Source organism: Burkholderia sp. MSMB1498, from assembly GCF_001526245.1.
Taxonomy (GTDB): domain Bacteria; phylum Pseudomonadota; class Gammaproteobacteria; order Burkholderiales; family Burkholderiaceae; genus Burkholderia; species Burkholderia savannae.
Map to the genome: position 1 here is coordinate 1 of NZ_LOYJ01000004.1, position 12,411 is coordinate 12,411.

General features: G+C 56.5%; 9 protein-coding genes, 6 pseudogenes and 1 other annotated feature. Of the genes and pseudogenes, 9 read left to right on the forward strand and 6 right to left on the reverse strand.

The window, feature by feature from the left end; translation table 11 throughout:
* Positions 1–187 (forward strand): hypothetical protein (locus tag WS91_RS37085; RefSeq protein WP_231751955.1); only part of this gene is annotated, 187 nt, incomplete at its 5' end.
* 203 nt (positions 188–390) lie between these two features.
* Here the strand turns inward: WS91_RS37085 and WS91_RS00890 are convergent.
* A pseudogene (locus WS91_RS00890) lies at positions 391–849 on the reverse strand (tyrosine-type recombinase/integrase); the annotation flags it as partial.
* Between the two features lie 1,267 nt (positions 850–2,116).
* Between WS91_RS00890 and aspT (WS91_RS00895) the strand changes: the two are divergent.
* The 6 genes and pseudogenes from aspT (WS91_RS00895) to WS91_RS31640 all read left to right on the forward strand — a co-directional run.
* Positions 2,117–3,799 carry an aspartate-alanine antiporter gene (gene aspT, locus WS91_RS00895; protein ID WP_059584092.1) on the forward strand — a complete coding sequence of 561 codons (1,683 nt, stop codon included), beginning with the start codon at positions 2,117–2,119 and terminating at the stop codon, positions 3,797–3,799.
* Between the two features lie 37 nt (positions 3,800–3,836).
* On the forward strand, positions 3,837–5,522 hold the full coding sequence (gene aspT, locus WS91_RS00900) for an aspartate-alanine antiporter (RefSeq protein WP_059669586.1): 1,686 nt from the start codon (positions 3,837–3,839) through the stop codon (positions 5,520–5,522).
* A 100-nt stretch (positions 5,523–5,622) separates the two neighbouring features.
* Entirely contained in the window at positions 5,623–7,272 is a 1,650-nt protein-coding gene (locus WS91_RS00905; protein ID WP_059669587.1) for a bifunctional aspartate transaminase/aspartate 4-decarboxylase, read from the forward strand.
* A 165-nt stretch (positions 7,273–7,437) separates the two neighbouring features.
* Positions 7,438–8,267 (forward strand): annotated as a pseudogene (locus WS91_RS31630) (IS3 family transposase).
* Positions 7,719–7,828, forward strand: a sequence feature (AL1L pseudoknot). It overlaps the preceding pseudogene by 110 nt.
* 34 nt (positions 8,268–8,301) lie before the next feature.
* Positions 8,302–8,421, forward strand: a pseudogene (locus WS91_RS31635) (IS5/IS1182 family transposase); the annotation flags it as partial.
* A 14-nt stretch (positions 8,422–8,435) separates the two neighbouring features.
* Positions 8,436–8,627: pseudogene (locus WS91_RS31640) on the forward strand (transposase); the annotation flags it as partial.
* Positions 8,628–8,750: 123 nt separating this feature from the next.
* Here the strand turns inward: WS91_RS31640 and WS91_RS00920 are convergent.
* Both WS91_RS00920 and WS91_RS38080 read right to left on the reverse strand, forming a co-directional pair.
* Positions 8,751–9,179: pseudogene (locus WS91_RS00920) on the reverse strand (DDE-type integrase/transposase/recombinase); the annotation flags it as partial.
* Complete coding sequence (locus WS91_RS38080; RefSeq protein WP_394335899.1) at positions 9,140–9,331, reverse strand: transposase; 192 nt, start codon at positions 9,329–9,331, stop codon at positions 9,140–9,142. The pseudogene WS91_RS00920 and the gene WS91_RS38080, both read right to left, overlap by 40 nt.
* Before the next feature lie 361 nt (positions 9,332–9,692).
* On the opposite strand from WS91_RS38080, the gene WS91_RS31645 reads away from it, so the two are divergent.
* Complete coding sequence (locus WS91_RS31645) at positions 9,693–10,337, forward strand: response regulator transcription factor (RefSeq protein ID WP_082717416.1); 645 nt, start codon at positions 9,693–9,695, stop codon at positions 10,335–10,337.
* 362 nt (positions 10,338–10,699) lie between these two features.
* Here WS91_RS31645 and WS91_RS00930 read toward each other — a convergent pair.
* Both WS91_RS00930 and WS91_RS35340 read right to left on the reverse strand, forming a co-directional pair.
* Positions 10,700–11,062: pseudogene (locus tag WS91_RS00930) on the reverse strand (integrase core domain-containing protein); the annotation flags it as partial.
* Positions 11,043–11,207, reverse strand: a complete 165-nt coding sequence (locus tag WS91_RS35340) for a transposase (protein ID WP_156432254.1) — start codon at positions 11,205–11,207, stop codon at positions 11,043–11,045. The pseudogene WS91_RS00930 and the gene WS91_RS35340, both read right to left, overlap by 20 nt.
* 321 nt (positions 11,208–11,528) lie before the next feature.
* Here WS91_RS35340 and WS91_RS00940 point away from each other — a divergent pair, with 321 nt between their 5' ends.
* The gene (locus tag WS91_RS00940; RefSeq protein WP_045598729.1) at positions 11,529–11,789 is read left to right on the forward strand and encodes a hypothetical protein; all 261 of its coding nucleotides are present in this window, start codon (positions 11,529–11,531) and stop codon (positions 11,787–11,789) included.
* A gap of 106 nt (positions 11,790–11,895) precedes the next feature.
* On the opposite strand, the gene WS91_RS00945 is transcribed toward WS91_RS00940, so the two are convergent.
* Positions 11,896–12,411, reverse strand: a 516-nt coding sequence (locus WS91_RS00945) for a transposase (protein ID WP_231751956.1), incomplete at its 5' end; no start/stop codon positions are given.

Consider the following 12,411-nt stretch of genomic DNA (forward strand, 5'->3'; position numbering starts at 1 on the left):
GAAATCTCCCTCCGTCACCGGCGTCTTCGGCCCCATCCAGACCTCGTCAGAATTTGCAGGAAACACGCGTCAATATGCCTGCACCTTGCAATTCCCACAACACCACTTCAGCCCACGAGCCTTGCTGTATAAGTCTTGGCGGATTGTTCAGGGCCGACTCATGAGCTTCTCCCGTCGGCCGGAATGACCGATCGGGGAAGCTTGCCCCGATTATGCGCAGACGGCTCAGATGCCAACTGGCTATGACGGACACCCCACGGGATCTGCAGAACTTAACCCGTCACGAGCTGGGCATAACCGGGAACTGTGCCTAAAAGCGCAATTTCCTATCATAAACCTCGAAGTTATAAAAATACCCGTGCTTATGCATAAATTCTCATAAGAGAGCGATTACTTGAGATCCCTCGCGCCAAACGCTTGATCGAACTGCCGGGCTCGTTGCACCTCGTCGCTGTGCAGGTAGGTCGAAGTCGTCGAGATCAATGCGTGTCGCAGGTTGTCGCGCACCATGATCAATTCGGCGCCGCGCGCCAGTGCGTGTGACGCGTGGGTGTGCCGCATCCAGTGTGGGCTCGCGCGCCGTAGCTTTTCGGCGGTTGCCGGCCGCTCGTCCTGGATCGCGTCAGCCGACAGCACGAAGAACCGGCGCAGCACGCGCCAGAGCCGTCTGGATTCGATGCCCGCGCCATCCTCATCGAGGCTCGCGACGAGCGGCGCCGTCGGGTTCCAGCGTGTCGGCGTGACCGGTAGGCCGCGCTGCGCGAGATATTGATCCAGCGCAGTCCAAGCGAGCGACGGTAAGGCCACCTTGCCGAGCTTCCCCCCTTTGCCGAGCACATCCAGATCGTGCCCACGATCTCACGTGATCCATGCGGAACTTGCCAAGCTCTCACATCATGCCCCACGCGCGCGCGAATATCGAACTGGCCGCGCTGAGCCGCTTACCTTTCGCGTCTGGCTATTGCGTTTGAACACTACAATGAGCGCCACCCGCATAAAGCTCTGAAATACCGCTCGCCTCGCGAGTTCAGGCGTGCTGCGGTGTCATCGACCTAACGGTGTCCGCGTGTCCTGTGTTACGGGGGCAACTCCAGCAACTATCTCGCCTTCGCAGCGCCTGCCTGCGCCTTTGGGCCGCTGGTGAGGTGTGTGAACAGAACCATCACGACTTGAACGCGTAGCCACATCGCGTCTCCCCAGGGGGATGGAACTGCGTAAAGCAGTGTTTCCTTCTTGTTTTGCATTAAATTATTTACTAGGATGACACATGCTCTCGATTGTTTTGGGAGTCGATATAAGATCCTGCTTAGTGTTGGTTTGGGCTAACTTCCTGAGTTGGTTGGGATGTCGAAATAATAATTGTGCGAATCTGTAATGTCGCAGGCGCATGCACCTTGAATGTGCAAAGCGAGATCGAGGCGAAACGGACCTTCGGAAATAGCTCCGGGTAATTCCCAAAATGTGGGATTTGTCGTGGTGGGGCAACTGATATGCTGCCGTGCATACAAGTGCATCGCTCATTTCTGGGGATGTGGAACAAGTGAACTTTGATGAGGCAGCGAGCAATAAATGATAGAAACAAAAAACGATATGAATTCCCAATCGATGTCTCTGGGTGACTTCGTTGAGCAGAGTCATCAATTCGTCATGTGGTTTATCCACTTGAGGTGTCATGTAAGAGCAAGGGCGACGGCGCTGGAGGGAAAAATAAGAATAGGTTGGAAGTAGTTGTAGACGTAAAAGTATTCGAAATTATATAAAAATAGACATTAACTATAGCAAATCAATCTTTGATATTAGATTTATTTGTATTGAGGCTATGATTAGGGCGGTTGATTGTGGATGTGTTGAAATTTGTTGTAATGAGCCTCGATTTTTGAGGTGAAGGTTTTCTAGGTGAGCCGAATGCGGTAATGTGCCGTACTTTTTGATCCGCTGTCGTGGAAATGAGCAGATACGTGATTCAGTAGAAATGGATGGCCGGGCGGAACTGTGTTCCAGATTACGTTGATGAACCACGATGCATTGGGTGGCAGTGGCGAATGATACGCGTTATCGATATTTTATCCGCGCGATTTATTTTGAGGATGTCCATGGCGAATAGGATAACCAAATCATGATCAGTGCTTGGCTCAAGCTTCAACCGGAGATCGCGCTGTTCGCGAGCCTCGCGATCGGATATCTCATCGGCTCGTTCCGAATCGGGCCAATTCAGTTGGGCGGTGTATGCGGCACGCTGATCGTTGCGTTGTTACTGGGGCAATTGGGAGTCCGGCTGACGCCGGATCTGAAAAATATCGCGTTTGCATTGTTTATCTTTGCGTTGGGATTCACCGGCGGGCCGCAGTTCTTTGCCAATATAGGTTCCGGCTGGCGTTATGGCCTGCTGTCGATTGTGGAAATTGTTTCGGTTCTATCTGTCGTGATGGTCGCGGTTGCGGTGCTCCATCTCGACGCCGGCACGGCCGCCGGCCTCGTTGCCGGTGCGGCGACGGAATCCGCCGTGGTCGGCACGGCGTCAGAGGCGGTCGCAAAGTTGGGTCTCGCGGGCGCTGAAACCGCGCAGTTGCAAGCCAATATCGTAACTGCTTACAGCGTCTGCTATTTGTTTGGCATCCTGACGATCGTCTTGCTTACCAGTCAATTTTCGCCACTCCTACTGCGCGTCAATTTGCGCGATGAGGCGGAGCGTCTTTGGCGCGAGTTGGGCGGCGACGATGCACTTAGCGAGGGGCAGCGAGTAGCGGCTCCCGCTCTGGTTGGGCGCGCGTTTCGGGTCGTATCGGGTGCGAACATGACGATCGCAGCATTCGAAAAGAAGTACGGCAACAACTTGACGGTAGAGCAAGTCGAGCGCGACGGTGCGAAATTGCTGGTCGAGCCTCAATTTGTACTCGCCGCGGGTGATCTCATTTTGGTATTCGGGCGACGTGCGGCATTGATCGCGGCCGCGTCGGATATTGGTCCGGAAATCGCGGGGCGTGGCCTGGAGGTGGTTGTCTGGGACAAAGTCGACGTGGTGCTGACGCGTCGCGAGGTGCAGGGGCTAACAATCGCTCAGGCGCGGGAGTTGGACGCGCCGGAAAACACGCGAGGTGTATACATTGCAGCCGTCACCCGCCAGGAGAGCACGATTCCTGCCTTGCCTGACACTGAACTGAAAGCCGGTGACGTGCTGACGCTGGTCGGCGCAAAGTCGAATCTCGCGCACGGCGCGCGTCAGCTCGGTTACGTGCTTGCGACGACCGAAGCGACGGATCTTGCCTATCTCGGCCTCGGCGTGCTTGTGGGGATCGCGATCGGACACTTGAGCGGCAGCATTGGCGGTGTGTCGATTGCACTCGGCACCGGCGGCGGTTGCTTGCTGTCTGGACTGCTGTTCGGTTGGGTTCGTTCACGCTATCCGCTCGTCGGTTCGCTGCCGTCTGCCGCTGCGCAGGTTCTGAAGGATTTCGGGCTCGCCGCCTTCATTGCCGCAGTCGGCCTGTCGGCCGGACCGGATGCGATCAAACTCCTGTCCAAATACGGCCTCGCGCTGCCGCTCGTCGGCGTTCTTATGGTGCTCGTGCCCGGCTTGCTGTCGCTCTGGCTTGGCCACGCGCTTCTCAAACTCGACGCGCCGATGCTGCTCGGCGCGATCGCCGGTCAGCAGTGCAGTACGCCAGCAATCAGCGCGCTGGTTAGTGCGGCTGGCAATTCCACGCCAGTCATTGGCTACACGATCACCTACGCCTTGTCGAACATCCTGTTGCCGTTGATGGGGCCAGTCGTCGTCGGACTGGTCGGGAAGCTAGGTTGAGGTGAACAAATCTCTGCACTTTCATTGCGAGGAAACGATGGACTGGCTACATGACGTCTTTCACAAATCACCCGAAATCGCGCTGTTTTTCTCTCTGGCGACCGGTTACTTCATCGGCCAGATCAAGTTCGGCAAGTTCCAGCTGGGCGGAGTGGGCGGATCGTTGCTCGCGGCGGTCGTCATCAGCCAGGTGGGCGTCACGGTCGATAACGGCGTGAAGGCGGTGATGTTCGCCATCTTCATTTATGCGGTTGGCTACAACTCGGGGCCGGGATTTTTCAATTCATTGAGTCGTAAGACGCTGCGTGAGGTTGCGATGGCGCTGTTTCTTGCGGTTTCGGCGTTAATTACAGTCGTCGTGTGCGCAAGGCTTTTCCATCTGAACAAGGGAATTGCTGCGGGACTCGCGGGCGGCGCACTGACGCAGTCGGCGATCATCGGGACAGCCGGCGATGCGATCGCGCGCCTTGGCTTGTCCGCCAACCAGACCAAATCGCTACAGTCGGACGTGGCGATTGCCTATGCGGTGACCTATGTGGTCGGCTCGCTCGGCGCGATCCTCGTCTGTGCAAATCTCGTGCCGAAGTTCATGGGGCAGGGCTTGCGCGAAGCGTCGATCGAAGCAGAAAGGGCGCTGGCTGGCGACAATGCGGGGGCTGAGCCGGGGCAGTTGCCGGCGTTGCCGGATCTGGTCGGCAGAGCCTATCGCGTGAATCATGCGTCCGGCCGCACGATTGCGGACATCGAGATGAGCCAGGACGACCTGATCACGATTGAGCGCATCCACCGGCATGGAAAGTCGATCGAGCCGCGACCCGATATCAAGCTCGAAAAGGACGATGTGGTGCTCGTCGTCGGCCGTCGCGAAGGGATGGTCGATGTGGCGCCGCTGATCGGTGCCGAAGTGGCCGATACCGATGGCATCAGCGTCGTGATGCAGACCCGTCAGGCGGTATTCACGCGCAAAGGCATGAATCACACGACGATCGCCGCTGCGAAGACGAATATCGATCGGGATCTGCGTCGCGGCGTGTACATCGAGAGCATTACGCGCGTCGGACAGCCGCTGCCCGTTTTGCCGGAAACGCGAGTCGAACACGGCGACGTTATCACGTTCTACGGCACCCCGGAGGACACGAAGCGAGCCGTGCAGGCGGCGGGCTACGAGTTGCCGTACACCATCAAAACCGATTTCATCTACATGGGCGTGGGTATCGTGCTGGGGCTATTGATCGGCCTGATTGTCATCAACGTCGCGGGGATTCCGCTCACGCTCGGCTCGGGTGGCGGCTGCCTACTCGCGGGACTGGTGTTTGGCTGGATGCGTGGTAAGCACCCGATGTACGGCGTGATGCCATCGGCTGCATCGCATCTGCTTCAAGATTTTGGCCTGGCGGCGTTCGTCGCGGTGGTTGGGCTGGACTCGGGTTTGCAGGCTGCCGTCACTGTCAGGCAAAGCGGGCTGACCATCTTTTTGCTTGGCATTTTCGTGACGCTTTTCCCGCTGTTGTTGACGATGCTGTTTGGTCGCTACGTACTGCAATACAAAAACGCCGCGATCCTGGCCGGTGCGCTGGCTGGGTCGCGCAGCGCCAATCCCGCGTTCGGCGGCGTGCTCGACAAGGCGGAAAGCGCCGTGCCGACCGTACCGTTCGCGGTGACTTATGCGCTCGCGAACGTGCTGCTGACGCTTCTCGGGCCGCTCGTCGTGGGGCTCGTTTGATGCATGGCTGCTATATCGCAGCTCAGTTGTTTCTTTCTTGCTGGCGCGGCTGTAGAACGGTCCACCAAGTCGACGTATTACCCTTACTGGAGAATGCATCATGGCAAAAGGCAATGTCGGCAACGACAACAAACGGGCCAAGCTGGCCGCCCTCAGCCCGTTCGAACTGAAGGACGAACTGATCAAGGCAGCGGGCGGCGGCGCGGTCGAGCGCCCGGCGAACGCGGCGATGCTCAATGCCGGCCGCGGCAACCCGAATTTTTTGGCGACGATTCCGCGCCACGCGTTCTGGCAACTGGGACTCTTCTCCATGCGCGAAGCGGAGCGCTCGTTCGCGTACATGCCGGAGGGTTTGGGCGGATTTCCGAAGCGCGAAGGACTTACCGAGCGGTTCGAGCTCTTCGTGCGCGAGAACAGCGGCATACCGGGCGTCGAGTTTCTCGCGGGAGCGGTTTCGTACGTGCGTGACCAGCTCGGGCTTTCGGCCGGTGATTTCCTGTACGAAATGTGCGAAGGTATCCTGGCGTCGAATTATCCGGTTCCGGACCGGATGTTGAAGCTGTCCGAGATCATTGTCGGGCAATACCTGCGCCGCGAGATGATCGGCAAGCATCCGTTCGTCGGTGAATTCGACATCTTCGCGGTCGAAGGCGGCACGGCGGCGATGACTTATATCTTCAGCACCATGCGCCAGAATCATCTGATTCAGCCTGGCGACACGATTGCGCTCGGCATGCCGATCTTCACGCCTTACATCGAGATTCCAGGCCTGAACGATTACCAGTTGAATGTCGTGCACCTGAATGCCGGCGTCGAAAGCAACTGGCAGTACTCGAAGCAGGAACTCGACAAGCTGCGCGATCCGAAAGTCAAGGCATTTTTCCTCGTCAACCCGAGCAATCCGCCGTCGGTGAAACTCGACGACGAGAGCCTCCATTACATTGCGCAAATCGTCAAGGAACGTACCGACCTGATTTTCCTGACCGACGACGTGTACGGCACATTTGCCGACGAATTTGTATCGCTGTTCGCGCTTGCGCCGAAAAACACGATCCTCGTCTACTCGTATTCGAAGTATTTCGGCGCGACTGGCTGGCGGCTCGGCACGATCGCCATTCATCGCGATAACGTGCTTGACCGGTTGATTGCCGAGTTGCCGAAGAATGTGAAGGAGACGCTCCACGAGCGCTATGAATCGATTACCACCGAGCCTGAGAAGTTGAAGTTTATCGATCGGATGGTCGCCGACAGCCGTACTGTTGCACTTAATCATACTGCCGGCCTGTCGACGCCACAGCAAGTGCAGATGGTACTATTTTCTTTGTTCTCGCTGATGGATACGCCCGATGCATACAAGGGCGCACTGAAGCGCCTGATCCGCAGTCGGAAGCGGGCTCTGTACGAAGAAATGGGCATTGCTTTCGAGGATAACGATTCGAACCAGGTCGACTACTACACGATCCTGGACGTCGAGTTTCTCGGTGAGCGGATGTTCGGACGCGAATTCGTTGAATGGCTGTTCCAAAATACCGAGCCTTCCGAACTTCTGTTCCGACTCGCACGCGAAGCGCGGGTCGTGCTCCTGCCGGGGCGCGGCTTCGGCACTGCGCATCCGTCGGGGCGCGTGTCGCTGGCCAACCTGAACGAATCCGACTACCGCAAGATCGGCCGAGCTATGCGTAAACTGATCGACGAGTATGTCGAGCGTTACACCGCTGCGACGGGAACGAAGCTCGACGGGAAAAAGTGAAATAGCACTGGAATGGTGCGTTGCGTGCCCTGTGATGCGTCGTCGTCGAAATAAGGAGTAGGAATTCATGCTTCGAGCAAACTCGTTCTTTGTGCTGATTCTGCTGCTTGTGGGGTGAACCGCCCCGAGTTTTGTGGAGGCTCCAACTCTTGAGAGAATGGAGCCATGAACAAGAAGCCAAGCAAGTTTTCCCCGGAAGTCCGAGAGCGCGCAGTGCGCCTGGTACGCGAGCAGCGTAGCGAGCACCCATCGATGTGGGCGGCAGTCGAATCGATTGCGCCGATGATCGGCTGCACGCCGCAGACGCTGTTGGATTGGGTTAAGCGCAACGAGGTCGACCGTGGAGAGCGCGATGGCGTGAGTACGGCCGAGCGTGAACGCATCAAAGCCTTGGAGCGCGAGGTCAAGGAACTGCGCCGGACCAACGAGATTCTCAAACTGGCGAGCGCGTTTTTCGCTCAGGCGGAGCTCGACCGCCGTTTCAAGTCCTGAAGGCCTTCATTGATCAGCATCGCGACACCTTCGGGGTCGAGCCGATCTGCAAGGTCTTCGCCCGCCGTATTGTTGGCTGGCGGGTCAGCTCGTCGATGACCACGGACTTTGTTCTGGATGCACTTGAACAAGCGCTGTACGCCCGCCAACCGGGCGAGGACGGGACTTTGATTCATCATTCCGACAGGGGGTCTCAATACGTCAGCATTCGCTACAGCGAACGGCTGGCTGAGGCCGGCATCGAGCCCTCAGTCGGCAGCCGGGGCGACAGCTACGACAATGCGCTGGCCGAAACGATCAACGGCCTGTACAAGACGGAACTGATTCATCGGCTCGCCCCTTGGAAAACGAGGGAATCCGTCGAACTGGCAACGCTGGAATGGGTCGCCTGGTACAACCATCATCGGCTGATGGAACCGCTCGGCTATATCCCGCCCGCTGAAGCTGAGGCAAACTACTACAGACAACTCAGAAATGCCGCTGACGTGTCCGCATTAACTTAAACCAACCAGCCTCCACGATTCCCGGTGCGGTTCACACTTCCGTCGCCTCCGTATTCGTCTCGAGCGCCGTGCTGACATTCACGGCGCGTTCCTCAAACTCGGTTGCTGCCTGATCTGCTGGAATACCCTCCGGCGCGCCCAGCAGCCTTTATGAAACCGTCTCTTACGATGCAACGATTTGCTCAACGTCTACAGCGCTACTGGCACGGCATCCTGGCCCGCTGCCGCCGTCCGCTCTATATCAGCATCGTCGAAGGCATCAACAACACCACCAAGGTCATCAAGCGTCGAGCTTGCGGCTACCGCGACCAGGATTACTTCTTCCTCAAAATCCGTGCCGCCTTCCACGGTAATCCTTGATGAACCATAAAAATGTGAGGGCATCAACTATCGTTGCGATGAATCTAACAAATCACAAGATTATTGATTTGCTATACACTTCACAACGGTTCCCTCGATTTTTCGCCTTCCAACGGTCCCGAGTTATGCTGCGGCGTTTTGGGTCTGCTGAGCTTTGATCCAGTCTCGAAGGAACCGCTCCGGAGAAACGCAACCAAGCGACGAATGGCGACGATTGCGGTTGTAAAACTCTTCGATGTATTGGAACAGATCGGCCTTCGCGTCCTGATGCGTCCGGTAGCGCGTGGCGTGAACCCGTTCGTTCTTCAAGCTGTTGAAGAAGCCTTCCGTCGGGACGTTGTCCCAACAATTTCCCTTGCGGCTCATCGAGCAGCGCATGTCGTAGGCGGCCAGTTTGCGCTGGAACTCGTGACTCGCGTACAGGCTGCCCCGATCCGAGTGGCACCGTGCGCCGAGAGCGGGACGGCAGCGAAACCATGCCATCGTCAACACGTCCGTCACGAAAGCCGCCGTCATACGCGGCTTGGGGGACCAGCCGACTCCCTCCCGGTTCGTATGCCCCTGTTTTTTTTGATCTCAAGCTCCATCTGCTCCGGCTTGACCGGCTTCGATCCGGCGCCGCTGTGCTCGCCCGTCGCCTCAACCTTTACCCAGTTGCGAAGCGTCTGCTCAGAAATGCCCAGCTCGCGCGCCACTATGGCCATTCCCCGGCCATCCTCGACCCGCTTGCTGCGGCCCGTTCGAACTCCGCCGTGTACACCAGTTTCGGTACCTTACACATGCGTGATTGCCTTCCTTTCCGTCGAGTTTATACACGACATCTTGGAAGGCGAAATTTCAGGCGACGCTCACACAGTCACTTCCTCATTCTTGCTAGGTAGGCGAGCTTGGGGCGTACGAGGTGCGCGAAACGTGATATGTGCTTGCGAATTGAATTCCCAAAAATCAATAATTGTAAATCAAGGTATTAGCTGACGAGAAAGTATTCCGTAACGATGATTGCAATAACTACCGCTTGCATTACTTTTAAAAATCTTTTTGTCATGAAAAATATAAGGAGTGCAGATGGAAAAGATAAAAGTTGGTGTTGCTGACAGCCAGCCAGTGGTTCTTGCTGGAATTTCATCCGCCTTGAGTGGAATTAATGATATAGAATTGATTTTTGGAAAGGATAGCGTTCGAGAGATGCTGGAGGCCATCAGAAATAATCGAATTGATGTATTGATATGCGACTTCGAATTTGAAGATGATTTTCGCATAGATGGCGCGCGTTTATTGGGGATTGTCAAGGACATTTCTCCGGGAACTAGAGTCTTGTTTTTTAGTGCGTCTTCAACTCCTGAAATCGTTTCTCGAGCTCTCAAAGCCGGTGCTGCAGGATTTGTTAGCAAATTGGGGGCGGACTTCTCTAGACTAGCCACTGGCATTCGAGATGCGTATCTTCAGAAAATCTATCTGGCCCCATCACTGGCTGGAACTGTGATTTATTCATTGATTAATCAAAGGAAAGGTGTGAATGGAGTTTCTTCTCTATCGAAATGTGAGGCTGCTGTTGCGAGATTAATTTGCGATGGATTATCGATTGATCAAATTGCAAAGCGAATGAGTAGGAGTCCAAAGACGATTAGTAATCAAAAAAATTCTGCAAAGAGGAAGTTGGGTGCTAGAAGTGATATTGAGTTGGCGAGAATTATGAATGAATCTAAATAGTGACGATCCTGACGAGCCGCCTAGAAGCTCCAACGCAATGAGTTTTGAAGCTGTCGCCGGCAGATGATACAGGCCGCGATTTTCATGAGCGCCTCGTGCATGGTCGCGAGGCGTTCGAACCGAATGCGCAGGTGTCTGAAGTTGTGCAGCCATGCGAAGACTGTCGCCGGGTCGACATCGTTAGTTTGAGGCAGGTCCATTGCAATACCCTAGAAAATGCAAAATGCCGATGCTAGTCGATTGCGTTGCGGATTTCGGTGATGGTGATCAGGCGTTTCGGCGAACGTGATCAGTTTGGAAGGTGGTGTTGCGCGGTCAATGGTGAACCGCTCCGGGTTTGTCGGAGACTGCCGAGTTTGGCGCTACGCCGCGCGAGCGGACAGCGCCAGATTCCGATTGTAAGCTCCCTCCGCTTCTGCCGGCGACACGTACCCGAGCGGGCCGAGCAGCCGATGGTGGTTGTACCAGTGCACCCATTCGAGCGTCGCGAGCTCAACGTCCTGCAGCGTACGCCATGCCCGCCGATGCACCACCTCAGCCTTGTATAGCCCGTTGATGGTCTCGGCCAACGCATTGTCGTACGAATTGCCGACGCTGCCCGCAGATGGTTGCACCCCAGCGTCCAGCAAACGTTCGGTGTACCGAATGCTCAGATATTGGGCCCCGTGGTCGCTATGATGAATCAGTCCGGGTGCCGGCTGGCGTTCATGCAACGCCTGATTGAGTCGTCGCGCCAGGCCGCTCGCCGCGGTCGCACTCGGCCTGATTGACCCACTTGCGCAGCGTCTCGCGCGACATCCCCATCTTCGCGGCGATCGAGCGGATCACCGACCCTTGCGTGCCGTACTCGTGCTGGTGCTCAAAAACCATCCGGACCGCTCGCGCCTACACTTCATCCGAATACCGCGTCCCGTTGGGCTTCCTTGCTTTGCTTTCGTTTTCCATACTTCAAATCTCCGTCTACAGCCAAGATCTGAAGTCTCCTACATTCCCGGGGCGGTTCATAGCGGCGATCCGTGACATCGAGGTCCCGTACCTTTGCGCGTTGCGCCTCGTTCATTCGCTGAAGCTCGGCGTTGTCGAACACCATGTTCATCTGTAAGCGCTAAATCCGCCACACGTCGTTAGGTGACGTGTTACCGGGTAACATGTTTCGAATCGATAGTTACCGGGTAACGAAGGAGATGCGAGATGACGCAAACGACGGCGCAGCGGCAGGCGGCTTATCGGGCAAGGCGCGAGACGGCAGGCAAGGACGGCAACGGTGATCGACGTCTGGATATGTGGGTGAGCACGGAAGCGTATCTTGCTCTGACGCGGTTAGCTCGCCGTTACTCGGTAACGAAGCGCCAGATGCTGGAACGGTTGATCGCGCGGGCAGACGACGCGATTGTGCGCCGACTCGATCCCGATTCGGAACAGTGGGACCAATACTTCGGCCCAGCGCGGTAGCGATCGGAGTTACCCGGTAACGGCTTGCTGTCGAGCGAAGTTGAACGGTAGCAGGTCGCTAATATGAGGGTCGGCCGGGATTCGTGAAATTTTCGCCAAAATGGCCTTAAGCAGCTGATTCAAAAGAGAAATCAATGCTCACATCAAGCGGCGGGGCCCTCCGCTGAAGATCCAGCAGATAGGACCCGAGGCGGTTGATGTGATCCTTCCGGTACGGCGAGAGCGCTTGCAGCACCTCGGCGTCGACCGGCAGCCCCTTTTCCTGCAGTACTTTGAGCCGCCGCGACATCCATTGGACGTTGTAGAGAATCACCATGTTCGCGACGAGCTGGTTGTACTTGATGACCTTGCGCTGCTCATGCCGGACGTTCTCAGCTATGACTTCGCCGCCGAACATCAGCCACTTTGCAAAATCGTTGAATTGCTCGCTCTTGTTCGTCGCTGCGTGAATGGTCTGGCGCATCTCCGGGTCGTTGATGTACCGCAGCAGGAACATCGTGCGGATCACGCGGCCGAGCTCGCGGAACGCAAAGTAAAGCTTGTTCGTAAGCGCGAATTTAACCCCACCTAGAATCGAAAGCTGAACGAGCGCAGGCTTGCGTCCGCAACTACAACTTGCGGA